The organism is Pseudomonas fluvialis, assembly GCF_014207935.1.
GTDB classification, from domain to species: Bacteria; Pseudomonadota; Gammaproteobacteria; order Pseudomonadales; family Pseudomonadaceae; genus Aquipseudomonas; species Aquipseudomonas fluvialis_A.
On the sequence record NZ_JACHLL010000002.1, the window covers coordinates 246,841 to 271,286 of the forward strand.

Genomic DNA, 24,446 nt, shown 5'->3' on the forward strand with positions numbered 1-24,446 from the left:
CCCGACTGCTTTTATCTGCCAAGAAAACCATCTCAGCCCCCATCCACGGCATTGATGCGATCAATTACCCGCGCCGCCAACTCATCAGGTTTGAATTTGGCCAGGAAATCATCCGCACCCACTTTTTTGACCATGGCCTGGTTGAACACCCCAGACAACGAAGTATGCAGGATGATATGCAGCTTCTGCATGCGCGGATCATTGCGAATCTCGGCTGTGAGGGTATAACCGTCCATTTCCGGCATCTCGATGTCGGAGATCAACATCAACAACTCACGCTCCGGCGACTTGCCCTCCTGCACCATATTCAGCAGATAGTTGTATGCCTCTCGGCCATCGTTGAGCGCCACCACCTCTACTCCGACTGTCTCCAGGCAGCGCACGACCTGCTTGCGCGCCACCGATGAGTCGTCGCAAATCAGTACGCGCTTGGATACCGCCTTGCTCTGTGTGGCGACATCAACCACACCGTCGGAAATGGCCTCGTTTGTCGGCGAAACCTCGGCGAGGATTTTCTCCACGTCGATGATTTCCACCAACTGCTTGTCGACTCGCGTCACCGCCGTCAGGTAATGCTCGCGTCCGGTTCCCTTGGGTGGCGGATGGATCTCTTCCCAGTTCATGTTGACGATTCGCTCGACCGACTGAACCAGAAATCCCTGAATCTTCGAGTTGTACTCGGTAATGATGACGAAGCTGTTCTTCAGGTCATCCAGTCCGCGCCGTCCGGTCGCCATCGACAGGTCAAGAATAGGAATGGTGCCACCACGGATATTGGCCACACCACGCACCACCGGACTCGACTTCGGCATGATGGTGAGTTTGGGACACTGCAGCACTTCTTTGACCTTGAAAACATTGATGCCATACAGCTGAGAGCTGTCCAGGCGGAACAGCAGCAGTTCGAGACGGTTCTGCCCCACCAGCTGGGTACGCTGGTTAACCGAGTCCAAAATACCGGCCATGCCCTGACTCCTTAATGGGGATGTATGGTCTGCACGCAATTGAGAGTAGCAGTGCGGCACGCCGCTTGCTTTTTCACCTTCATGAAAAAGTATTCGTCAGTTTTCCGTCGGCTGCCAGCCTTGGCGCTATCTGGTGCCTTGAGCTCGCTCATGGCCCTGAATGCGATCGCTGCCAGCCCGGCCTTCACCACCAGCGAAATGCTTATCGGCGCCAGCCAGAGCTTTCTTGAGCAACGGGTCGGAGAATATTTGCAACAAAGCAGCATCGAAGGTCGTCCTCTAATCGAGATCAAGCGCCTCGACCCTCGACTGCGCCTGGCAGCCTGCGACACGCCACTGAGCATACGACTGGAAAGTCCAAGCGAGCCCATTGGACGCATCAGCCTGCGCGTTCGTTGCGACAGCACAATGCAATGGACGGTGTTCGTGCCCGCCCAGGTCAAGCTATACCGCCAGATAGTTGTCGCCAGCCGCCCGGTAAAACGGCAAACCTTGCTGGACGCAGCAGACGTGCACCTGGCCGAGCGCGATGTGGGCACCCTAAATGCTGGCTACCTGACAGAACTGACACAAGCGATCGGCAACAAGAGCACCCGCCCCCTGCTGGCAGACCAGGCTCTGACCCCCAACATGGTTGAAATGGCTGACGTTGTCAGCAAGGGAGATCAGGTGGTGATCAGCGCCAGCACCCACAGCATGAGCGTGAAAATGCCCGGAGAAGCGCTATCCGATGGAGCACCCGGAGAACAGATTCGCGTGCGAAATTTGAGCTCGCAGAGGGTCATCAAGGCACGGGTGACAGGGCCTGGCCAGGTTGAAGTCAACATGTAGGCATGAATCTTGTTATGCATAATCAACCCAATTGTTTAGACTGATTTTTGACGAAGCTTGTCGCTAAAGTTTTTCCGCCTGCGACCGAAACAATGGCAAGCGTCCAATTCTTCGAGGTTCACACCATGGTCATCGACTTCAACAGGCCCATCGGCAACGGCGCAGCCCAAGCAGGAAAAGCCGGTGCCAACCAGAATGGCGCACGAGCTGAAGGCCCTGCGGCTCAGGTGCAGCCTCAGGCTGAACCGAAGATCAGCAACAAAGGTGGCGAATCCGTCATGTTGAGCAATGAGGCCCAACAACTGCAGAAAGTTGCAGACAAGCTGCGCGACCTGCCGAGCATCGACAAGGAAAAGGTTGCCCGCCTCAAGCAGGCCATCGCCGATGGTAGCTATGTGGTGGATAGCCAAAAAGTTGCTAGCAAACTTCTGGACTTCGAATCCCAGCGTTAAGCCCCTGGCTGCGCTGGGTGACGCCCTATTTCCCGAGGCAGCCATGTCAACCAATACCCTGCATCAACTACTGCTCGATGACATTGGCCACGCCGAACAGCTACTGATGCTGATTGATGCCGAGTATCAGGCCCTGCAAGCACGTGATCTGCAGAGCCTGGAAAAGTTATTGGCCGACAAGCTCCCCCTACTCACTCTCCTCGATCAACATGGCCAGCAGCGCAGCCGGCTATTGATTGAGGCGAACTTCAACCCCAATGCCGACGGCCTCAAGCATTACGCCAATCTGCTCGCCAACGGTGACCAGTTGCTTCAGGACAGTAAGCACTTGGCAGAACTGATCGGGCAATGCCAGCAAGCCAATGTTCGCAACGGTCGCCTTATCAAGGCCAATCAGAGCAGCACATCCAGCCTGCTAAGCATTATTCGCGGCAGTCACGGTCAAGGCCTCTATGATAGCCGTGGCGGCGCAGCTAGAATCGCCAGCAAAAGACCGATCAGCCAAGCCTGACGACGCACTAAGAAGCCCCCAACAGGCCCCTCGCCTACGGGGCCTTAGCTTTCTGGGAGATGTCCGCAGCGTGTCCAGCCCCTTTGCCGAGGATGATGGTCCTCAACCGCCTAAAGTGCTCAAAACACCGCTGGAGGTCTGCGCCAGCTTGCGCATGCTGGAGCAGAACCATGACGCCTTGGTCGTCACTTTCGAAGGCCGCAGTCAGCGTTTTCAGAGTTATCTCGTTCACCTTGACCGCGAACGCGGTCGCCTTGCGCTGGATGAAATATTTCCCACTGATGCAGAGCGACTGCTGAACAGCGGCGAAGGCTTTCACGTAGAGGGATACCACGACGGAGTGCGTATCGCCTGGGAATGTACACAAGCGAAAGCCGGAGAGCATGAAGGCAGCCGGTGCTTCTGGACTCCTATCCCCGGGGAAATCACCTATCACCAGCGTCGCAATGCATTTCGCGCCAGCATCAAGCATGGCCAGGCAATCACTGTCGAAATGTCCGGCAAGCACCTCCGGCTGCCCGTGCGCGGACAGATGCTGGATATTTCTGCCACTGGCTGCCGCCTACGTTTCCCAGGAAATCTGGGTGATCGCCTGCAGACTGGACAGGTGTACGAGTGCCTGCACTTTGCCACGCCTTTCGGCAAACTGAATGTTGCCATTGAGCTGCGCCACCTGGATTTCCAGCTCAAGGTCAACACCACCTTTGCCGGCGTGCGCTTCCACCAGGTTGGCGGCCTTGACCAGCGCCACATTGAGCGTTTCGTCTATCAACTGCAGCGCGAAGCACGCCGCACGGGGCTGGACGACTGAGACCGCCGCGCCAGGCAATCCCGGCGCGGCATGCAGGTCAAATCTGCGTCGAAAGCACTCTTCGCTCCCAGGGCGTGATCTCCCCGAGAAAATCACTCAGTTCCAGCGCCTTGCAAGCCAGATAACCGTCAATGAACTCTTCACCAAAAGCCTCACGCGCCTGACGGCTGCCGCGCAGCCTACGCAGCGCCTCCTGCAAACTGTCGGGCAACAGTAGTTCCGGCGACGCCTCGACCTCTCCGGTCACTGGCTCGGATGGCTGCAACTGCCGCTCCAGTCCATGCAGACCCGCCGCGAGGCTGGCGGCCAGCGCCAGATAAGGATTGGCATCGGCGCCCGGCAGGCGATTTTCTACCCGCCGGGCTTCCGGGCCACTGGCAGGAATACGCAATCCAGCCGAACGGTTATCGTACGACCAGCAGGCATTGTTGGGCGAAGCGTAGGGATTGCAAAGCCGCTGGAACGAATTGATGTTCGGCGCAAACAGCAAGGTAAAACCTGCCAGGCAAGCCTGCTGGCCAGCAATGAACTGATAGAAAGCAGGCGTCGCAGCGCCGTTCTCAGCCGTAAAGATATTCTGCCCCTTCGGGTCGACCACACTCTGATGAATATGCATGGAGCTGCCAGCCGTATGAGCCAGCGGCTTGGCCATGCACACGGCCAGTAAATCGTGCTGGAGCGCCACCTCCCGCAGCAGATGCTTGAACAGAAAAGTCTGATCGGCAATCAGCAGCGGCTCGCCATGAATCAGATTAATCTCAAACTGACTGGTACCCATTTCATGCATGAAGGTGTCGCGCGGTATGCCAACAGCATCCATGCAGCGATAGACATCCTCGAAAAAGGGCCGCAACCCGTTGCCCGAGCTGACGCTGAACGCAGAAAAACCTGACTCGCGTCGTCCATCGACCCCTACTGGCGGCTGGAATGGCTGCCGTGGATCGCCATGGCGATCGAAAATGAAAAACTCCAACTCCGTCGCGACCACAGGCTCCAGGCCTTTGGCCCGATAACGCGCCACAACTCGTTTCAGCAGATTGCGCGTTGACAGACCGGACCCCTGGCCGGTCAACTCATCCGCATCGCAAATGGCCAAGGCACGCAGCGGCTTCGACCAAGGCAGCACATGCACTTGGCCAGGCACGGCATTGAGCACCAGATCCCCATCATCGCTGCCATAGAAGCGTGGCGCAGGGTAACCACCCATCACACACTGCAGCAGCACTCCACGCGCCAACTGCAAACGCCGCCCCGAAAGGAAGCTCTCGACCGTCATCACCTTGCCACGGGGGATGCCATTGAGGTCCGCCGTCACGCATTCGATCTCGACAACCCCGGACAACTGTTCGCGTAAGGCGGCCAACTCTGTGCTAGTCAACATCTGCTAATCCTTGAAATGACTGCATCCGCGGCAATTCAGAGCGATATGCAGCGGATGCTTGAAATATCAAGCATGCCCCAAGATGGGCCGGGGAACATGGACAACGGAGGGGGAACTGGTGTCCCAGAGAGGGGTCGAACCTCCAACCTTCCCCTTAGGAGGGCCATAAAACACCCTATAAAATCAATTACTTACCTTATAAATCAACAACTTAAAGTCCAGTTGTGTCCGGTATATCCGAGCAGTATAGTCATATTTGCACCCACCATGCACCCATGATGAAAACATGAAAGAGAAACTGACACCTCGCAGACTGAACAGCCTTCCCGTTACCGGCAAGGAATACGAGATACATCATTCGGCCGTACCAGGCCTGTTCGTTCGTGTCACCGCTGCCGGAGCGAAGTCATTCGTTGTCACTTGGGGACGTGGCCGCAAGAAGGCCTTGGGGCGCGTCGGCAATATGACCCTTGCCCAAGCCGAAGAAGAAGCGCTGCAATACCTCACCGAAGCCCGTAAACATGGCGAGCCCCTGGCCGTCACTCAAGGCCGCAAAGGCTCAGCAACCCCCACTCTTCGCGACTTCATAGACAACAACTATCTTCCCTGGTTTAGGGCGCAGCACAGCAGCCATAAGAAGACCACGAACACCCTATCCACCAGCTTTGAACCAATCATGGACAAGCGACTGGTGGAGATCACTGGTCGTGACGTTGAACAGATCCGTACCAGCTGGCTGATTGGCGGCAACAAGCCATCCACCGCCAATCGCAAGCTAGGTAGTCTCAGAGGAGTCTTAAGTCGCGCCGTGGACTGGGGCTATCTGGAAATCTCTCCGCTGAGCAAGGTGAAGACCCTGAAAACCGATTCAAATGGGCGCATACGCTATCTCTCGAAGGACGAAACCAAGGCCCTACGAGAGGCTCTGGACGCACGCGAGGAAGGCATGAGGGCAAAGCGTGACAGCGCTAACAAGTGGCGTACAAAGCGCAAACGAGAGCTCCTGGCAGATCTGCGTTTGATCACATTTACCGATCATCTGAAACCTATGGTCATCCTCTCGCTTAACACCGGCCTACGTCGAGGCGAGCTGTTCAACCTGCGATGGCTCGATATGAATCTGGAGAGCAAGACCCTCACCGTTGCCGGCGAAGGTAGTAAGTCCACCAATACTCGACATATTCCGCTTAATGCAGAGGCTCTTGCCACGCTGTTGAGCTGGAACGAACAGCGCTCGCCCGAAAGTCTCGGCAGTAACGGCAGTTACGTCTTTCCTGGCACGGATGGCAGACGCATGACGGACGTGAAGACAGCCTGGCTTGAGCTACTAGAGTCAGCGGGCGTGAGGAACTTCCGCTGGCACGATATGCGTCACGACTTCGCATCACGTCTAGTTATGGCTGGCGTACCGCTCAATACCGTGCGCGACCTGATGGGACACAGCGATATAAAGATGACTCTGCGCTATGCCCACCTTGCCCCGGAAAGCAAAGCAGCGGCTGTGGAGCTTATCTAGTACGCGGGAGATTTGGCGGCCTCGATCCGAGCTCTAGGGAAACTCCAAACAAGCCAGCGGCTTTCCGGCTGTAGCTTGTTTCACACGGATCCTTGCCGACCCCTGCCGGCTAAATCATCCAGAAATCCAGGGACTCCCTAAACAATAAGCCGATTGTGGTTGCACCAAACACCGCCTGGCCAACCTAAGCGCATCTACCGCCTTCTACAAAGCCCCCCAACACCATTATGCCGTCGCCATCAGTCAGATATTGAAACTCCGGCAGAGCGGAACATCAAAAAAACTCAACCTCGATTAACGTATTACAAAAAGAGGGCATTCATAAACCCCAATTAATGTATTACAAAAACACGAGGACACCCAGCACCTTAATTAAGGTAATACAACAATTTGAAGGCATTAAGCCACGATTGCATCAAGCTATAGACCGTCATAATCTTGCCTCCGCCAGAGCGCCCAAATAAGTCATTGAACGCAACTGGATATATCAAATCACACTTGGAGACTGGATATGCAAACGTCACTTAACACATCAAACCTAGCAGTCGGCCCAGACGAAGCAGCACGACTCACAGGCCATACGCGATCCGCAATCTACGAAGCAATAGCAAGAGGCGAAATCGTGTCATTCAAATCAGGACGTCGCCGCTTGATCCTGACCAAAAACCTTGCGTCATGGATAAACAAAATTGCAGAACGAAACTCAAGATAATCAGGAGGTAACATGTCTAGAAAAAACAAAAAGTCCTCCGCTCCATTTTTTAAGCTAGAAAGACGACTTGTGCAATCAGAGCAACACCGCTCATTGAGCTTTACTGCAAGAGTAGTTCTAGGAGAGCTGATGGTTCAATATAACGGAAACAACAATGGAGACCTGGTTGCAACTCGAACAATTGCGAAGCGCTGGGGCATCGGCTCACCCTCAACCCTACAAAAGGCTTTACGCGAGCTAATTGATGGAAAATGGATTGTCATGAGCAGAGTTAGCCACTTTAGCAAAACTGGCTCTAGGTGCTCTCTCTATGCTTTAAGTTGGCTTCCGATAGATGAATGCATTGGGAAAGATCTCGAAATTTACCCAAGATCCGCACCGCTACACCCCCTACCAGAGATCATCAAGTAAATTAACCTGTTCACTTATTCCACACCAGCGGAACAAAAATAGAACGCAGGACACGCAAATCCTGCGTTACCTTTTAAATTATGGTACAAAACCCATACTTAAATGAAAAACAACCCAGTACATTTTCCGAACACCTTTTAATATCTGCCAAGCATATACGTTATGAATGGCGCTCCTCAGATGGAAAAACACGCAAGCACAGACACCATACCCACAACAAAAAACCACCCTTAAGAAAGGTCTAAGATGAAAAAAACAGAGAGCAAGCACACCAAAAAAATGTAGAAATGATCCGCAATCTGCATAGTGCACTGAAAGCTTATGGAATGAACCAACACGATGACGTTAGGAAATTCCAGCACAATAAGATGAAATTTATGAAAATTTGCCAAGAGGCCAATCACTCACAATTCCAGACTGAACTGTAACGGCGAATGCAGTACGTCTTGGATCTATACCAAGATACAGAAACGGTGGGCACAATATTCTCAAACCTGCCGCACTAGGAAATTACAAGGGTATTAGGGTTTTTCGCCCGCCCCCCTCGCCCCGACCATGTGGGCATGTCGCAAGTCGCGACTTGTTGTTTGTGTGGCAGCTTGAGGCTGCGCCTCAGTACCGCGTTTTTTCGCCTCGCCCCAGAGCACCTCACGCTCTCCCAGCATTCAATAGCCACTCTCTACCGAAACCTCCCATTTTTTCCGCCTCTGCCTGGCTGCATCAAGCTCGGCGCAATCGCGTTGCTCCAGCGCCTGTCGGTATGCCTGCACGCGACTCGTCGCGTGCTCCAATGCCTGGAGAGCCACATCTAGCTCCGCGCCCTGTAACACCTGTGAAGGGGCTTTGGGGGGCTGCTGTACCGGCCTGGACGGACTCTCGCGACGCGTGGCGCGGCTATCACGGATAAACCGAGCCGAGTTCGCCAGCAGATGCATAATCAGGCTGTTGCCGCTGCCGCCTTGGATAGCGCGGCGTATGCTCGCGGACAGCTCGGCTAACGCAGCAGCAATAGGGCCACGGCTGCCAGGCCAGGCAGCGCGCAAAAAATCATCCCCGCGGCAGTGATTGTCTCCAACCGCGCCAAACCCTGCGCTAGGTGCTCGATGCGCCTCGACACGTTGTACGGTTTCCCCTTCGGCTTGGCCGGCTGTGCCGGTGCCGACTTGGGAACTTGCGCCAGCAGGGTTTCTAGCCCCTGCAGCGTCTGCTGCAGCTGGCACTGCACGCTGAGAACGTCCGTCAACGTCTGCTGTATCTCCGCACGAAATAAACCCGCCGCCTCCTGGGGAATAATCGACAGCGCTTGTCGTAAATTCTGCTCCGACAATAGCGCCTCTAGGACGTGCAGAGTTTGCTGCATCTGCCCGGCTGCTCGGACTATTTCCAACTGGCTCTGTGAGTGATTTAAGACGCGCATAGTCTCTATCTTGTTCATACGTTAAACCTCGTTCGTAAAGTGCTCTCCCTGTGTAATTCTTTCCCAACTGGCTGCCCTTGAACGGCACGCCATTTAAACTAAAGCTAAACCCGTTGAGCTTATCTCCACTGAAATTGGCGCGAGTCTCGACGCCAGCAAGTGCCAAGCGCTCGGCAAATTCTCTTGCTGTCGGTTTGTCTTCTAATGCCAGGTCGATTATCTGTATTAGTTGATACCGCTCCGGCTGCTCTCCGGTTCGCTCATACTTCCCAACCTCGCCAGACTTAGGCCTGACAATATCGGCAGCAATAACACGGCCATCTTTAACAATTGGCCCTTTTGTTATTGTTAGTCCGTGCTCGAACTCTAGGGCCTGAATGTGTTTTGTCGATATAAGATTTTCGTTTTTCCCTAAATACAAATGATCATCTAGGGCAATGCGGCTTGCAATTATGTGTATGTGCTGACCTTCCGGCTCGTCATGTAGAATATAAACGCGCTGGTGAAATTCACTAAACCCCATGCGCTGCATGTAGTCATCAGCGATTCGGCACCAATTTTCAGCGTCCAGATTGTCGCCTGCAGGCAGGCGCAAACTGTTGTGCCAAACTGGCCTTTCGACTAACGGCTTTAATTTCCTGGACACTGTAAATTCAGCACTTAAACTGCCGACATCGACTCCGGACATATTGCCACCGATTATTTTCCCCTCAAATTCGCCATTGTCGTTTCCCAAGGCGTAGCTAATAACGCCTCTAAATCCTGATCCGCGCTTTATCTTTTGCATTCCTTTCATACCGCGCCACCTGTTGTAAGCAGTGCGGCCCGCAAGCCGGCTACAAGCTCCCTAGCAGTTTCGATCTCGGCATTGCTAATGCCTTGCGCGTGTATCAGCCTGACAAGCTGATTGAGGTTATTTTGAAGCCCTGAAGAGGCGACCCAGGCTTCCAGATTTACCGCAGGTATCTTCGCAGGCACTGGCGCAGGCTTGGACTTGAGCGCCGATGCGCGGATATATGCAGGCATCGCAGATATGCTGCCGGCCTTCTTTTCGATCTGCTGATAATCAGACTCGGTGAAGAATACCGATATACGCCTAAGTTTCTTTTTATCTTTGGGCCTTGGTATTGGCCCAGGTTTTCTCTTTGCTTTCATTTTTTATTCTTTTATTTATGAGCACAGCGAATAAACCAGGCGAACAAAGTGAGGAACTCGATGCAATCGAGTTAGCCCTGGCTCCAGTACTATTTATGCTTGCAAATGAGCATGCTCATTGTCAAAACTACAAATGCAAGACAAGGGAAAAATACAACAACTATAGGTGATATATGAAAGTTACCGCTGACAAGTTATTAAGACCATCCGTAGATGAGCTAGAACTATTAAAAAAAATTGAGGACGTTTACGGCCTGGACGATGGATCGCTTTTTGAAAGCCTGGTGCGCGCAGCGCTGGCGGAAGACCTGCAGAGAGGGAGAGTCAAAGTAGGCAGCCTCGATGTCGAGGAGCGCGACAGCGGGCTTAATCTACGGGGCTCGTACTACCTGTTGAAAGACAACGAGCTGCCGCCCGAGGATCGCCGCGAGATATTTCGTCGCCTGTGCAGCAAGTCGCCAGCCGAATCGATTGAGGTGGAGCTACCAGGTGGGCAAGTGGTTACCGCCCAACTGGTAGAGCAAAGCGATTGGCAGCGACTAATGCGCGGTATCGTGGCCTCCGTTCGGAAACTGCTCGGGTGCGACCACGGAGGCCCTACGCACGGTAAGCACGAACGCACTAGCAACAGCGGCCTAGCGCTATAGCCGGGCCTGCAGCCCGAAAAAGCGAGCTCCTGCAAGTACTGCACAGGAGTTGGGATTGCTATCTCGCCTCAACTTCGCATGATCTACCAGATTGAGTTCACCTGGATTGGGCCAATTCTGTCCTAGTAGCCGGCAGCTTTTGGCCGGGAGGCGCCTGTCGCGACAGGCAGGAACCGGCCAAAAGCAGTCATTTAGTCTCAAGGGAAGCCAGTCCAATTCAGCTTGGACTCATAGTCATGTCGTTTGTCTTGCCTGTTTGCGCTGCTGCTTATCCGCGTACATCAGAGCATCCGCATTAGCCAGCAACTCAGCCAGCGGCTTTAGCTCCTGAGGCGAACAGCAGATAGCTCCAATGCTAAGCCCGATGGGATAGCGGCAATGATCGCTGTTGTTGAACTCATCAACCAGGGTACGGATACGCTCAGAAATGAGTTCTGTTGGCTCGCAGATATCCACCGCCAGAGCGACGAATTCATCGCCCCCAATCCTGGCTACAACATCGTTCTCTCGGAACGCGGCCTTGAGTACCTGGGCGCAGGCCATAATCGCGAGATCGCCTGCTTCATGACCATGAGCATCATTGATCTTCTTCAGGCCATCCAGATCTACAAAGAACAACAGGCAGGGGAGTCCGTTGCGGCGGGAGTTGCGCAGCATCTGCTCTGCAAGCAGGAAAAAGCTACGGCGGTTGTGCAGTCCAGTCAGCTCGTCGGTCAGTGATAGTCGGCGCGACTCATCTTCGATCTCTATCCGTAGCTCGACTTCTTTGGTCAGTTTGGCGTTGGCTGTTTTTAGTTCGGCGGTGCGCTCAATTACGCGCTGCTCAAGCTGTGTATTCAGTGCAGCCAAGGATTGCTGTGAGTACTCGCGAGCATGATCTATGTGGTGCAGTTTTCCGGCGATCTGAAGAATGACTGCGACCAGGGTGCTGATGCTCAAAGTTGCCATTAGCGCCAAGCTAAAGCGGCCTTCGTAGTAGCCCAGTTGTTCTCCAACCAACAGGATGCTGCCGATTCCCAAAACAATGAGTGGGATACGTAGCAGCAGGCTTCTGGCAATAGTTCCGCCCGCCGATTTGGCAGTGAGTAGTTCGATCAGCTTGGAATTTGGCAGACTGGCGAGCTGTCCGGCGCTGAGTAGGAGCAGGGCCAAGGCTGTGTGTGCAGCGACGACGCTGTACATACCGACTGAGTAAAGTGCACTGACACCGAAGCAGTAGCCGATGATCGCCATGAGCGAGATGAACAGACTGGTTACTGAGCACATCTGTGACAGTCGGGGGCTATTTCGCAGCACCAGAGCCATACCACACAACAACAGACACAGCGCCGTTGCGAAAGCCATACGCCCTGGAAATTTCATGCTCAGGCTTTGCTGGTGCTCGAAGGGGAGCAGTAGGTCGAGGCCAATATCGATCTGGGCGAAATACTCCAAGAGGGTCAGGCCACCCAGCAGTATCCCCACTCCTCCGGTCAGACGCACAAGCAATAGAAGACTTGTCGACGGTTTGAGGCTTGAGCACCACAGGCCTGCGCTAAGCACAGCCAAACCCACGGAGGTATTTGGCACCATGACCACCCAAATGGGTAGCACTCGCGTCAGTATAGGAAGATCAAATTGCCAGCCGATCAATACCGCCAGAGCGATGCCCATGACCACGCCCGCCATCAGGCGCGTAAAACGTCGGAATTGATCTACTCGCCTCGCTTCATCTACTTCAAGTACTAAGCCCACTGACATGATCCTTTCCGGCGAAATTCGGTGCCATCTCGATGATGGCGTTTGGCCAGTGCTGGCATGAACTCACTTGCGAGATGGGTTTGATCAACACAAATAGCCGAGTCGCTAGAAATCACTTCGGCGGGACTGTTACTTACCATTCCAAAATTGCAGAGCCCACCGACTGCTATCGCTCCACTGTGAGGCGGAGAAAGGAAACAGGTGGTATTGGTCGTGCTGGGGTTTCTCGGATATGACAATTCGACCAGAAGTAGAGAGATAGAGTTTGAATCCTGACATCTCCAGCTCCTGCAAAATCTTGAGCACCTCGGCACGGCAGGAGCGGTTTTCAGCGTGCGCCTGCATCACAGCTATGCCCGCCACAAGAAATAGCGCGCCAATCCCTGCGAATAGAACGAGGCTGGGCCTGGTCGCACCGATACCGAAAAGCCAGTTGAAAATGGCATACAGACCAATACTGACCAACGTCAGAACCAGACCAGTTCCGAGTACCATCCGGCGCGCATCAGACTGCAAATAACGGGAGTGTAAGGCATTCAAGTGCTCCTCCACTGATGAGTCTCGCTCCATCATCACACTCGCTGCTTATGGCATAGCCACTGGTGAAGCCTACCGCACTAAAGTGACAAGTTATCCAAACGCTTGCGCTCTCGCTTATTTTGGTACATGGCCTTGTCTGCATGCTCTACAAGAGCTTCAAGGGTAGTGCCGTCTTTGAGCGCAATCGCCGCCCCAATACTGACTCCTAACTTCAGCCAGTTGGACTCGAACTCGAAGGGTTCAGAGATAGCTTCCCGAAGCCGTTCAACGCCTTCTGCTAAGTACGACATGCCGTTAGTTGGCTGCAAGATGACACCGAATTCATCCCCTCCTAGGCGTGCAATGATGTCTGACCGTCTGAGCGCATGGGTAGCTCGGCGGGCTACCTCGCAAATGGCCGCATCGCCTGCACGGTGACCGTAATGGTCGTTAATGGCTTTGAGTCCGTCCATGTCAATCAGCAACAACCCGAACTCTGACCCATCGCGTGCTGCGCGAGCAAGATCACTCCTCAACCGGTCAAAGAACAGTGCGCGGTTCGCAACGCCTGTCATTTCGTCATGGGTCGCCCGGTAGTAAAGATCTTGAGCTGCATATGTAGCCGCCATGAACATGTCAGCGCCAAGTACTTCTGCAAGCAATCCTAAAACCGCTTCATCAGCATCATTAAACGCAGCGACAGCTTTCGACATGACTTTCAAGACACCGACAGTAGTGTCCTCGTGCCGCAGAGGGATCACCAGCATCGAACGAATGCTCATACGCCTGCATGCTGCTCGGTCAACACGCTCATCGGTTTCGGTATCAGTGCAACGCAGTATCTCGCCGCTCATTACGCAACGACCTGATAGGCTGCTGGCGCGCTTCAGTCGCAGCCCTAGTTGACCTGCTGCTATACCTGAGACCGCGCGATAGACCATATCCTCGTCTTCGGCCAGCTCAATCACTGCTCCCTCTGCTTTGATCAGATCAAGCGCACGCTCCACCACGACCGACATTACCTGGGCGAGATCTAGCCCTTGTCTGGCAATTTCGGTCTGGATGCGGATGATCGCGATCAGTTGGTCGCGACTTGGAAGCGTTATATCTGGCTCACGAGGCATACCGCACCATGCCTTACTGGCTATGAGGAATTTTCAGTGTAGCCATTTTGATGGCGAACTGCCTTCATCAGGTCGACGGGTGACGTTTTTTTGTCGAGCGTCAGGCTGAAGATGATCGCTCTAGAGTCAGGAGGACGGTGGATGGCAGCGGGCTATCGTGGCTTAATCCTCTGGCGATTTACAGGATGTCCTAGCTTTCTTAGGCTTCATCATCTGTCGAATCTAGAGCAAAAGGAATTGAAGGTGACTGAGTTATTCTCCGCTGTGGAATGTCGGCTGAATGAATTGCACACCCGCTACTTGCAGTCTAGTGAGCGACGGTTGGTGCTAGGCGCTGGACTAATACTAGCGGTGATCAGCGCCGGCCTGATTGCCCTTGTGAACTCATTCTTTGATATGGCTGCGAGCTACCCCAGCCTATTTCTCATCATTGGCGTTTCTGCGCTTGGCCTGGTTGCCTGCATAGCAGTGATACAGGCGCACACTGAAAACCGCTTCTGTCGTGCCGAGGTACTCAAGATTTTGCAGGATCTGGAGACTTCAGGATTCAAGCTTTATCGCTCTGACGCTGGGCGCCTGGTTGTATCGAAAGAAACCCAGTATGGCCAAAAGCACCTGTATCCTTTCACTGCTGCCCAGTGGAATGAGAAAAACTTGTGGTCTCTTCGTTACTGGCAAGGTGAGTCGAGCTGAATCGCGCCTTGCTTCGTAGAGGCCTTAGGTCTCAAGGCTGCCTACCAAGTTGGTACGCAATTGCCCGCACCATGGTCACTGCGGCACAGACTACGCCATACGATTACTCAGTGTTACCTTGCCAGCAAGGGTCAGTGAACCCCCACAGCGTGCAACCCGCCCCTGCCGAGCCGATCATTCAGCTGGAGACCTGAAATGGGCACTAAGCAAGTCACTATCGAAGACTGGGATGGCGATACTTCACCCTGCCCCCAAGCTTAGAGATTAAAAAGCCAACTCCAGGCCTCACAGATGCACCCACAATGCACCCACAGGAAACGAGCTCGCAGTATCACTGTGCTCGAAAGCCTAGTATTAATGGTGTCCCAGAGAGGGGTCGAACCTCCAACCTTCCCCTTAGGAGGGGGATGCTCTATCCAATTGAGCTACTGGGACACTGAGCGCCGGCGAAAACCGGCGGGCGGCATGGTAACGGCCCTTGAAACATTTGTCATGCCCACCGCAACGCCACCTAACCCGCCACTCCGCCAGTGCATTTGTCGGACTGAGCACATTTCAGACAATTGGTGCTGGCCAATCGCCGCCACGCCGCCCAAAATCCGACTATATGTTGGCGTCAATGGAATGTCCCAATGATCAGTAGCGATGGCGCCACGTGTAGCGGATTGCCAGTATCGCTTTAACCTGCCAACCGGTTTAATGTATGCGCCCTATGAAACAGGCATCCTACTCCAGCCGCACGGCTGACAAATTTGTGGTCCGACTCCCAGAAGGCATGCGCGAGCGCATTTCCGAGGTAGCCAGAGATCATCACCGGAGCATGAACTCCGAAATCATCGCGCGCCTCGAGCAAAGCCTGGTGCAAGAAGGCGCACTGGATGCCGATAGCGCGCGCACTCTGGACAGCAGCGATCTGAGCCTGGCTGAACGCGAGCTTCTGCAGCGCTTCCGCCAACTCAGCCGCCGCCAGCAAAATGCTCTGGTCGCACTGATTGCCCATGACGCAGAGATGAGCGCCACTGACGATTGAGCACTCTTTGACCCAACAAAAAAGCCGCTCTTTGAGCGGCTTTTTTGTTCCAATTTCTAAAGCAAAAACAGCGTAGCTAAGCCCAAAAAGATAAAGAACCCACCACTGTCGGTCATGGCCGTAATCATGACACTAGCCCCCATTGCCGGGTCACGCCCCACCCTTGCCAGCGTCATGGGAATTAGCACACCCATCAACGCTGCCAGCAGCAGATTAAGCGTCATAGCCCCCGTCATCACCACGCCAAGCGACCAGCTGCCGTACAACAGGTAGGCCACCACACCGATGACCCCACCCCAGACCAAACCATTGATCAACGCTACTGCAAGCTCCTTGCGCAGCAATCGCGAGGTGTTACTGGTACCCAACTGATCAAGGGCCATTGCGCGCACGATCATGGTGATGGTCTGGTTGCCAGAATTGCCACCTATGCCTGCCACAATGGGCATCAGCGCAGCCAGCGCCACCAACTTCTCGATCGAGCCCTCGAACATGCCGATTACCCGAGAAGCAACGAAGGCAGTAATCAGGTTTACTGCCAGCCAGGCCCAACGGTTCCCCAGGGACTTCCACACCGAGGCAAAGATATCCTCCTCCTCGCGCAGACCGGCCATGTTGAGCACTTCGGTTTCGCTTTCCTCACGAATCAGGTCGACCATCTCATCGATGGTCAGTCGCCCGGTGAGTTTGCCCGTACGATCAACGACTGGAGCGGAAATCAGGTCATAACGCTCGAAAGCCTGCGCCGCATCATGAGCATCCTCATCCGGATGAAAGATAACCGGATCACTGGCCATCACCTCGACCACCAGTTTTTCCGGGTCATTGACCAGTAAGCGCTTGACCGGCAGAACACCCTTGAGAATGCCGTCATAATCGACCACAAACAGCTTGTCGGTATGCCCTGGCAACTCCTTCAGACGCCGCAGGTAACGCAGCACCACCTCGAGACTGACATCCTCGCGGATCGTCACCATCTCGAAGTCCATCAGCGCACCGACCTGATCTTCCTCATAAGACAAGGCCGAACGCACACGCTCGCGATCCTGAGCATCCAGGGAGTCCATCAACTCATGGACTACATCGCGCGGCAGCTCTGGCGCGAGATCGGCCAGCTCATCGGCATCCATGTCACGCGTAGCCGCGAGAATCTCGTGATCATCCATGTCGGCGATCAGTGATTCGCGTACGGCATCCGACACTTCGAGGAGGATGTCACCGTCGCGTTCGGCCTTGACCAACTGCCAGACGGTCAGGCGATCGCCAAGCGGCAACGCTTCAAGGATGTGAGCGATGTCGGCAGGGTGCAGTTCGTCCAGCTTGCGCTGCAACTCGGCAAGATTCTGCCGATGGACCAGATTTTCTACGCGCGCATGTTGATGGCCTTCCTGGCGATGCGCGAGATCTTCAACCAGTTTATGCCGATGCAGGAGATCGACCACTTGGGCCAAACGATCCTGCAGGCTATCTGGAGCCTTCTTGAATTCTACTTCGGACATAGCGCGCTCCTCCCCCAGCAGGCGAGCACGCTACGGGGGAATCAAACAGTCAGTACGCTGAACAATCGAGGTTCTGAGTGACTACTGGGTAAGTCCATGGTTGGGTTCCACAAGCCCCGACGGGGCTGACATCACAATAATAACAGCTCAACTGACGGCAGGCTCAGCAAAATCAGCTCAAGAACAAGCATTTGCAGCGCAAAGTTAAGCAACCCGGGAGAACTGGACAGGCGCCTGCGGCGATCTACGCTGAAAATGTCGTCAGGAGGACGCCTTATGCACGGATCGCTTAAATCAGGCCTATTCGGCCTCTACCTACTTTTTTCTCAAGCCTCTTTTGCCACCAGCGTTTTTCGCTGCGAGGACATGAACGGTCATGTGACCTACACCCTGAGCGGCTGCCCCGTCAGTCACGATCAGACGATACAGCACGCTAGCAATCCCACACCCAGTTCTGGGCGCCCTACCCTCATGGCCGCGCCGAGCAAAAATACAAAAAGCGGCGAGCACACAGACAATCAAGGGCCAACCGTTGTCGGCGCACGAGACGACGGCTGCGGCAATCAGCTCAGCACCAGCGAAAAACGCAGCGCCGTCATCCGCAAGGAAGTGCGGCGCGGCATGACTCGAAGCGATATTGAGAGCGCCCTTGGGAAACCAGACAACAGCAATGAACAGAATGGGCAGGCGCGCTATGTCTATAAGGACCAGGATGGTCGCAAGCGGCAAATCAGCTTTGATGAAAACGGCTGCGTCAGAAGCAAACGCTAGAAAAACAAAAGGCCCGCATCACTGCGAGCCTTTTGACAGATGGCGCACTCAGGAGGATTCGAACCTCCGACCGCCCGGTTCGTAGCCGGGTACTCTATCCAGCTGAGCTATGAGTGCACGTTGAGCTTGATAAACCAGGTCTCACTGGTATCCGACCGAAGCGAAGCTTCAATCTCGAATATGGCGCACTCAGGAGGATTCGAACCTCCGACCGCCCGGTTCGTAGCCGGGTACTCTATCCAGCTGAGCTATGAGTGCGCTGAGGGCATGCATTATAGGTATTTTAAATCCTATCTCAATCTTTTTCTTTAAATTTCAACAACTTAAAGATGATTGATAACACCTATAAAACAAATATGGCGGAGAAGGGGGGATTCGAACCCCCGACACCCTTTTGAGGTGTACTCCCTTAGCAGGGGAGCGCCTTCGGCCACTCGGCCACCTCTCCGCAACACGGGGCGCATGATAACCAGCTTTTCCCCGTTTGCAAAGCAAAAAATGCAGAAAAATTAGTGGTTTGGTTCGTGATCCTTTTCTTTTTGGATCCGCTGATAAATCTCTTCGCGGTGCACCGCGACTTCCTTGGGAGCATTGACGCCAATGCGCACCTGGTTACCTTTGACACCCAGAACGGTGACAGTAACGTCATCGCCTACCATCAGGGTTTCTCCAACCCGACGAGTCAAAATAAGCATTCCTTTCTCCTTTCGGATATCTGTTCAGGACAACACGTTCGATCTGCAAGAAAAATGGTGTCAAACCCAGCGATCTCAAGACCATCCAAGTCCTTCACCCAAGTATTGACCACGACTGGCAAAAAGAAAGTTCCGCCAGCAAGCCAAAAAAGACAAAAGGCGCGGACTAGCCGCGCCTTTCGAGTCAAACCTTACTCACCCTGTCGGGCCGGAGCATCCAGCTCGAAAGCAGTATGCAGAGCGCGGACAGCCAGCTCGAGGTATTTCTCCTCGATCACCACCGAAATCTTGATTTCCGAGGTGGAGATCATCTGGATGTTGATGTTCTCTTTTGCCAGCGCCTCGAACATACGACTGGCCACACCGGCATGGGAGCGCATACCAACGCCGACGATGGAAACCTTGGCGATGTTGGTGTCACCACTGACTTCGCGAGCGCCGATAGCCTCTGCAGTCTGCTTCAGCACATCCAGAGCCTTCTGGTAGTCGTTGCGATGCACGGTGAAGGTGAAATCGGTGGTGTTATCGTGAGAGACGTTCTGCACGATCATGTCCACTTCGATATTGGCACCACTGACAGGGCCCAGAATTTTAAAAGCCACGCCGGGAGTATCCGGCACGCCACGGATGGTCAGCTTGGCCTCGTCGCGGTTGAAGGCGATACCGGAAATGATCGGCTGTTCCATGGATTCCTCGTCATCAAGGGTAATGAGGGTGCCCAGACCCTCCTGAAAGCTGTGCAGGACGCGCAGCGGCACGTTGTACTTGCCGGCAAACTCGACCGAACGAATCTGCAGCACCTTGGAGCCGAGACTGGCCATCTCGAGCATTTCTTCGAAAGTGATCTTTTCCAGGCGACGCGCCTGGGCCACCACGCGCGGATCGGTGGTGTAGACGCCATCGACGTCGGTATAGATCTGGCACTCGTCAGCCTTCAGGGCCGCCGCCAGGGCCACGCCCGTGGTGTCGGAGCCGCCACGGCCCAGAGTGGTGATATTGCCTTGCTCATCCACCCCCTGGAAACCGGCCACAACAACGACACGACCCGCATTCAGATCGGCACGAATCTTCTCGTCATCGATCTGCAGAATGCGCGCCTTGTTGAAAGCACTGTCGGTAAGAATGCGCACCTGATTGCCGGTGTAGGAAACCGCCGGAACACCGCGATTGATCAGAGCCATGGCCAGGAGAGCGATAGTCACCTGCTCACCGGTGGACACCATCATATCCAGCTCACGCGGCTCCGGATTGCCGTCACTGGCCTGTTTGGCCAGATCGATCAGGCGATTGGTCTCACCACTCATTGCGGAAACCACGACCACAATGTCGTCGCCGTTTTCGCGGAACTTCTTCACCTTGTCGGCCACCTGCTGGATACGCTCGATGGTGCCGACGGAGGTGCCCCCAAACTTCTGTACGATCAAAGCCATTTCAAAGCCGCCTGATTCTGCGAGGGCGCCCATTACACCCACAACGGGTCACACTGCCAAGGCTCGTCGGACGCGCTGCGAGCCTGGCTGAATGGTGTTTAAACGGTCTGTTCGACGTAAGCCCTGGCCAAGGCCAGTGCCTCGTCCAGCTTGGCAACTTCGGTACCACCACCGCGTGCCATATCCGGGCGACCACCGCCCTTGCCACCCACAGCTGCAGCAGCCTGTTTCATCAGGTCGCCGGCCTTGAGCTGTGCCGTAAGGTTCTGGGTCACGCCGGCAACCAGCGTGATCTTGCCATCCAGCTCGCCACCGAGCAGGATCAGAGCACTGCCAAGCTTGTTCTTCAGTTGATCGACCAGGGCCAACAGGGCATCGCCATCCAGCCCATCGAGGCGGGCAGCCAGCACTTTCACGCCCTTGATATCGACAGCAGAACCCGCCAGATCATCGCCGGCTGCACTGGCAGCCTTGGCTTTGAGCTGTTCCAGCTCTTTCTCCAGCTGACGGTTGCGCTCCAGAACACCAGCCAGGCGCTCCAGAACATTGTCGCGATTACCCTTGACCAACACCGCCGCTTCCTTGAGCTGCTCTTCAGCCGCATTCAGGTAAGCCAGCGCCGCGGAACCGGTCACGCCCTCAATACGGCGCACACCGGAGGCCACACCGCCTTCACTGGTGATCTTGAACACGCCGATATCACCGGTACGCGCCACGTGAGTACCACCGCACAGCTCGACCGAGAAGCCGCCGCCCATGGTCAGCACGCGCACGCTGTCGCCGTACTTCTCGCCGAACAAGGCCATGGCCCCCTTCTGCTTGGCCGTGTCGATATCGGTGACTTCGGTTTCCACCGCACTGTTCTTGCGGATCTCGGCGTTAACCAACTCTTCCAGCGCCTTGATCTGCTCGGGCTTGATGGCCTCGAAGTGGCTGAAGTCAAAACGCAGGCGCTGACTGTCGACCAGCGAGCCCTTCTGCTGCACATGTTCGCCCAAAACCTGACGCAGCGCGGCATGCAGCAGGTGCGTGGCCGAGTGGTTCAGTGCCGTTGCCTGGCGCACCGAGGCATCCACCTGTGCGGTTACAGCCGAGGCCGCCTTGAGCACGCCGCGGGCCACCACACCGTGGTGCAGGAAAGCGCCACCAGCCTTGGTGGTATCGCGCACATCAAAGCGAAGACCCGGCGCAGCGAGATAACCACTGTCACCTACCTGACCGCCGGACTCGGCATAGAACGGTGTGCGATCAAGCACCACCACGCCCTCCTCGCCTTCGGCCAGACTCTCGACCGCTGCCCCCGCCTTGAACAGACCGACAATCTTGGCTTCGCCAACGGTAGCGCTGTAGCCGGTGAATTCGGTTTCCACGTCGACCTTGACCAGGCTGTTGTAGTCAAGACCGAAAGCACTGGATGCACGCGCACGCTCGCGCTGGGCCTCCATCTCACGCTCGAAACCAGCCTCATCGATGCTCAGGCCGCGTTCGCGAGCGATATCACCGGTGAGATCCATGGGGAAGCCGTAGGTATCGTAGAGTTTGAACACCACTTCGCCCGGAATTTCCTTGCCGGCCAGCTCAGCGAGATCCTGTTCCAGAATCTTCAGACCCTGTTCCAGGGTCTTGGCGAACTGCTCTTCCTCGGTTTTCAGCACACGCTCGACATGCGCCTGCTGCTCCACAAGTTCAGGAAAGGCAGAGCCCATCTCGCTGGCCAGGGCCGCATAGATCTTGTGGAAGAAGGCGCCACTGGCACCGAGCTTGTTGCCGTGCCGGCAGGCGCGACGAATGATGCGGCGCAGCACATAGCCGCGACCTTCGTTGGACGGCAGCACACCGTCGGCAATCAGGAAGCCGCACGAGCGGATATGGTCAGCCACCACCTTCAGCGAAGCCTGACTTTCGTTGGCGCAGCCAATCGCAGCTGCAGCCGCATTCAGCAGGCTCTGGAACAGGTCGATCTCGTAGTTCGAGTTGACGTGTTGCAGCACGGCGCTGATGCGTTCCAGCCCCATGCCGGTATCCACGCTCGGAGCCGGCAGCGGGTGCAGCACGCCGTCCGCAGTACGGTTGAACTGCATGAACACGTTATTCCAGATTTCGATGTAGCGATCGCCGTCTTCTTCCGGCGAACCGGGCGGGCCGCCCCAGATGTGCTCGCCGTGGTCGAAGAAAATTTCGGTGCACGGACCGCACGGACCGGTATCGCCCATCGCCCAGAAGTTGTCGGAAGCGTACGGCGCACCCTTGTTGTCACCGATGCGCACCATGCGCTCTGCAGGGATGCCGACTTCCTGAGTCCAGATGTCATAAGCCTCGTCGTCGGTGGCATAGACGGTGACCCAGAGCTTCTCCTTGGGCAGGTTCAGCCATTTGTCGCTGGTCAAAAACTCCCAGGCGTAAGTAATGGCATCGCGCTTGAAATAGTCGCCGAAGCTGAAGTTACCCAGCATCTCGAAAAACGTGTGGTGACGCGCGGTGTAGCCGACGTTCTCCAGATCGTTGTGCTTGCCGCCGGCCCGCACACACTTCTGGCTGGTGGTCGCGCGGGTGTAGGCGCGCTTTTCCAGGCCGAGGAAACAGTCCTTGAACTGGTTCATCCCCGCGTTGGTGAACAGCAGGGTCGGATCATTCGCCGGAATCAGCGAACTGGAGGCCACACGGGCGTGCCCCTTCTCTTCGAAGAAGCGGAGGAAGGCTTCACGGATTTCTGCGCTTTTCATTCAGGTCTTCCAGGCGAACTGCGGGCAAAAAATGCCGACAAAACCCGCATTATATCGGGCTCAGCGCCAGGAAAAAGCCTTTTCTGCTAGAGACTCAGAGGGAAGCGGTCGGAACCACGACAATTCCGGCACGCAGACCGTTCTTCACCTTGGGATTGGGGAAGATGATGCGGGCACCCTCCTCCTCGATCAGCCAGCGGCTGCCGGCAATGTCCTCGGCCAGCAGGAAGCCCTTGGGCAAGGCGGTGAAGTTCTCCACATCCGGCGCCAGGTGCAACTGAAAACCGTCACTGTGTTTGATGACTTCACGCGCCACGACGAACAGCTGCAGACCGCTTAAGTCTTCGTCTTCACCGACACTGCCATTGGCGATCAGATCTCGCAGCACGGCTTCGAGCCGCGAGAGATTGACACCCTGGTTCTCCCCGAACGGTCGCGCCTTGCCCAGCTCCAGGGTAAAGGCTTCGGCCTGCAGGTGCGCATAGGTGTGTGAGCTGAAGGTAATACCGGTCTTGTTCTGCAGCAGCACGGCGCCGATGCCGGCATCGCGCAGCCGGGCCAACTGGCGGGCGGAGTGCTGGCAACCATCGCGGTAGGGATAGAGGGCAAACTGCTCGATCTGCGAACCGCGGATTGCGGTGTGCAGGTCGTAATGCAGGCGCTCGCGCCCGGCAAGACTGAAGAAATTGGCCGCCAGCTGTTCCAGCTCACCGGCGCGCAATGCTTCAAAACCACTGACTGCTTCATGTCGGCCGCTGAACAGGCGATTGATATCCTGCTCCACATAGCGCTCGCCACGGCGCATGGCTTCGGGATTGCCCAGCAGAAAGAGAATCCGCGCCCGTGGCCGCAGCTCGCCACTGGCAATTGCCTGCAGCAGGCGGTCGAGCAACTCGATCGGTGCCGTCTCGTTGCCATGCAGACCGGCGGAAAGGAGCAGGTCAAGCCCGGCATCCTCCGCCTTGAGCGGACTGACCTCCAGAGCGCCCTCGGCCAGCCAGTGCAGACGCACACCAGCGGCCGTCAACTGAATCTTCTCGGTCGGCTCACGGCCAGCCAGAGTCAGATCAAGCAGTTTGCCGAGGGACAGCATGGGCGTTTCTCCGTCAGGCCACCTCAGTGGTCATGATTGCAATCTGGGCCGTGCACATGATCATCCTCAGCGCCATCGGCCGGCTCCATCTCCAGCTGCAGGCTGACCAGATTGGTAGCCAGCGGGCGCAGCAGCAGGTTGGCGTACTCGGTATCACCCTCCTCTACGTCCACGCCGATCAGCAGCTGACCATTACCTGCCTGCTGGATCCACACTTCCTTGCCCTGCCAGACCACGGCAAACCGCGTGCAGGAGGTTTCCAGCTGGGTACCGTCAGTATCTTCAAGAATCAGTTGCAGGGCATCGGACATGGGATCGTT

At 55.5% G+C, this 24,446-nt stretch carries 23 protein-coding genes and 4 tRNA genes; 10 read left to right on the forward strand and 17 right to left on the reverse strand.

All coding sequences use genetic code 11. From position 1 onward, the window contains the following. Positions 1-32: 32 nt before the first annotated feature. The gene (locus tag HNP49_RS06220) at positions 33-965 is read right to left on the reverse strand and encodes a chemotaxis protein CheV (protein WP_095939198.1); all 933 of its coding nucleotides are present in this window, start codon (positions 963-965) and stop codon (positions 33-35) included. A gap of 81 nt (positions 966-1,046) precedes the next feature. On the opposite strand from HNP49_RS06220, the gene flgA reads away from it, so the two are divergent. From flgA to HNP49_RS06240, 4 genes are all read left to right on the forward strand, one after another. After that, entirely contained in the window at positions 1,047-1,796 is a 750-nt protein-coding gene (gene flgA, locus HNP49_RS06225; protein ID WP_184682508.1) for a flagellar basal body P-ring formation chaperone FlgA, read from the forward strand. 125 nt (positions 1,797-1,921) lie between these two features. Next, the gene (gene flgM, locus HNP49_RS06230; protein ID WP_184681574.1) at positions 1,922-2,248 is read left to right on the forward strand and encodes a flagellar biosynthesis anti-sigma factor FlgM; all 327 of its coding nucleotides are present in this window, start codon (positions 1,922-1,924) and stop codon (positions 2,246-2,248) included. A gap of 43 nt (positions 2,249-2,291) precedes the next feature. Further along, positions 2,292-2,759, forward strand: a complete 468-nt coding sequence (locus HNP49_RS06235; RefSeq protein ID WP_184681576.1) for a flagella synthesis protein FlgN — start codon at positions 2,292-2,294, stop codon at positions 2,757-2,759. A gap of 70 nt (positions 2,760-2,829) precedes the next feature. Beyond that, positions 2,830-3,570 (forward strand): flagellar regulator YcgR PilZN domain-containing protein, encoded by a 741-nt coding sequence (locus HNP49_RS06240; protein WP_311772075.1) that lies wholly within the window; start codon positions 2,830-2,832, stop codon positions 3,568-3,570. Between the two features lie 37 nt (positions 3,571-3,607). Here the strand turns inward: HNP49_RS06240 and HNP49_RS06245 are convergent, their stop codons facing one another. After that, entirely contained in the window at positions 3,608-4,951 is a 1,344-nt protein-coding gene (locus tag HNP49_RS06245) for a glutamine synthetase family protein (RefSeq protein ID WP_184681580.1), read from the reverse strand. Between the two features lie 286 nt (positions 4,952-5,237). Between HNP49_RS06245 and HNP49_RS06250 the strand changes: the two genes are divergently transcribed. After that, the gene (locus HNP49_RS06250; protein WP_184681582.1) at positions 5,238-6,467 is read left to right on the forward strand and encodes a site-specific integrase; all 1,230 of its coding nucleotides are present in this window, start codon (positions 5,238-5,240) and stop codon (positions 6,465-6,467) included. A 511-nt stretch (positions 6,468-6,978) separates the two neighbouring features. Then, positions 6,979-7,179: a helix-turn-helix domain-containing protein gene (locus HNP49_RS06255; RefSeq protein WP_184681584.1), complete on the forward strand. Its 201-nt coding sequence runs from the start codon at positions 6,979-6,981 to the stop codon at positions 7,177-7,179. Positions 7,180-8,255: 1,076 nt separating this feature from the next. Here the strand turns inward: HNP49_RS06255 and HNP49_RS06260 are convergent. Both HNP49_RS06260 and HNP49_RS06265 read right to left on the reverse strand, forming a co-directional pair. Beyond that, positions 8,256-9,803 carry a relaxase/mobilization nuclease domain-containing protein gene (locus HNP49_RS06260; RefSeq protein WP_184681586.1) on the reverse strand — a complete coding sequence of 516 codons (1,548 nt, stop codon included), beginning with the start codon at positions 9,801-9,803 and terminating at the stop codon, positions 8,256-8,258. Continuing rightward, positions 9,800-10,162 carry a hypothetical protein gene (locus HNP49_RS06265; protein ID WP_184681588.1) on the reverse strand — a complete coding sequence of 121 codons (363 nt, stop codon included), beginning with the start codon at positions 10,160-10,162 and terminating at the stop codon, positions 9,800-9,802. Before HNP49_RS06265 ends, HNP49_RS06260 begins: the two co-directional genes overlap by 4 nt. A 173-nt stretch (positions 10,163-10,335) precedes the next feature. Here HNP49_RS06265 and HNP49_RS06270 point away from each other — a divergent pair, with 173 nt between their 5' ends. Continuing rightward, complete coding sequence (locus HNP49_RS06270; protein ID WP_184681590.1) at positions 10,336-10,809, forward strand: hypothetical protein; 474 nt, start codon at positions 10,336-10,338, stop codon at positions 10,807-10,809. 234 nt (positions 10,810-11,043) lie between these two features. Here HNP49_RS06270 and HNP49_RS06275 read toward each other — a convergent pair whose 3' ends face one another. The 3 genes from HNP49_RS06275 to HNP49_RS06285 form a co-directional block, all read right to left on the reverse strand. Further along, positions 11,044-12,549: a diguanylate cyclase gene (locus HNP49_RS06275; RefSeq protein ID WP_184681593.1), complete on the reverse strand. Its 1,506-nt coding sequence runs from the start codon at positions 12,547-12,549 to the stop codon at positions 11,044-11,046. Between the two features lie 129 nt (positions 12,550-12,678). After that, on the reverse strand, positions 12,679-13,089 hold the full coding sequence (locus HNP49_RS06280; RefSeq protein ID WP_184681595.1) for a hypothetical protein: 411 nt from the start codon (positions 13,087-13,089) through the stop codon (positions 12,679-12,681). A 77-nt stretch (positions 13,090-13,166) separates the two neighbouring features. Next, positions 13,167-14,192: a diguanylate cyclase gene (locus HNP49_RS06285; protein ID WP_184681597.1), complete on the reverse strand. Its 1,026-nt coding sequence runs from the start codon at positions 14,190-14,192 to the stop codon at positions 13,167-13,169. 141 nt (positions 14,193-14,333) lie between these two features. On the opposite strand from HNP49_RS06285, the gene HNP49_RS06290 reads away from it, so the two are divergent. Next, positions 14,334-14,885, forward strand: coding sequence for a hypothetical protein (locus HNP49_RS06290; RefSeq protein ID WP_184681599.1), 552 nt, complete (start codon positions 14,334-14,336; stop codon positions 14,883-14,885). A gap of 358 nt (positions 14,886-15,243) precedes the next feature. Here HNP49_RS06290 and HNP49_RS06295 read toward each other — a convergent pair. After that, positions 15,244-15,320, reverse strand: a tRNA-Arg gene (locus tag HNP49_RS06295). 268 nt (positions 15,321-15,588) lie between these two features. Here HNP49_RS06295 and HNP49_RS06300 point away from each other — a divergent pair. Then, the gene (locus HNP49_RS06300) at positions 15,589-15,915 is read left to right on the forward strand and encodes an Arc family DNA-binding protein (protein WP_184681601.1); all 327 of its coding nucleotides are present in this window, start codon (positions 15,589-15,591) and stop codon (positions 15,913-15,915) included. Between the two features lie 56 nt (positions 15,916-15,971). Here HNP49_RS06300 and mgtE read toward each other — a convergent pair whose 3' ends face one another. Further along, a complete protein-coding gene (gene mgtE / locus HNP49_RS06305; protein WP_184681602.1) occupies positions 15,972-17,414 on the reverse strand; it encodes a magnesium transporter in 1,443 nt (480 codons plus the stop codon). A gap of 276 nt (positions 17,415-17,690) precedes the next feature. Between mgtE and HNP49_RS06310 the strand changes: the two genes are divergently transcribed. Continuing rightward, positions 17,691-18,185, forward strand: coding sequence for a DUF4124 domain-containing protein (locus tag HNP49_RS06310; RefSeq protein WP_184681604.1), 495 nt, complete (start codon positions 17,691-17,693; stop codon positions 18,183-18,185). 40 nt (positions 18,186-18,225) lie between these two features. Here the strand turns inward: HNP49_RS06310 and HNP49_RS06315 are convergent. The 8 genes from HNP49_RS06315 to HNP49_RS06350 all read right to left on the reverse strand — a co-directional run bounded on the left by HNP49_RS06315 (position 18,226) and on the right by HNP49_RS06350 (position 24,437). Continuing rightward, a tRNA-Arg gene (locus HNP49_RS06315) sits at positions 18,226-18,302 on the reverse strand. Between the two features lie 64 nt (positions 18,303-18,366). Continuing rightward, positions 18,367-18,443, reverse strand: a tRNA-Arg gene (locus tag HNP49_RS06320). A gap of 99 nt (positions 18,444-18,542) precedes the next feature. Then, a tRNA-Ser gene (locus HNP49_RS06325) sits at positions 18,543-18,633 on the reverse strand. Between the two features lie 61 nt (positions 18,634-18,694). Then, entirely contained in the window at positions 18,695-18,880 is a 186-nt protein-coding gene (gene csrA / locus HNP49_RS06330; protein WP_095939205.1) for a carbon storage regulator CsrA, read from the reverse strand. Between the two features lie 191 nt (positions 18,881-19,071). After that, positions 19,072-20,310, reverse strand: coding sequence for an aspartate kinase (locus HNP49_RS06335; RefSeq protein ID WP_184681605.1), 1,239 nt, complete (start codon positions 20,308-20,310; stop codon positions 19,072-19,074). Between the two features lie 98 nt (positions 20,311-20,408). Next, the gene (gene alaS / locus HNP49_RS06340; RefSeq protein ID WP_184681607.1) at positions 20,409-23,033 is read right to left on the reverse strand and encodes an alanine--tRNA ligase; all 2,625 of its coding nucleotides are present in this window, start codon (positions 23,031-23,033) and stop codon (positions 20,409-20,411) included. 94 nt (positions 23,034-23,127) lie between these two features. Further along, positions 23,128-24,126, reverse strand: coding sequence for a succinylglutamate desuccinylase (gene astE, locus HNP49_RS06345; protein ID WP_184681609.1), 999 nt, complete (start codon positions 24,124-24,126; stop codon positions 23,128-23,130). A 23-nt stretch (positions 24,127-24,149) separates the two neighbouring features. Continuing rightward, positions 24,150-24,437 carry a topoisomerase II gene (locus tag HNP49_RS06350; RefSeq protein ID WP_184681611.1) on the reverse strand — a complete coding sequence of 96 codons (288 nt, stop codon included), beginning with the start codon at positions 24,435-24,437 and terminating at the stop codon, positions 24,150-24,152. Between the last annotated feature and the right edge of the window lie 9 nt (positions 24,438-24,446).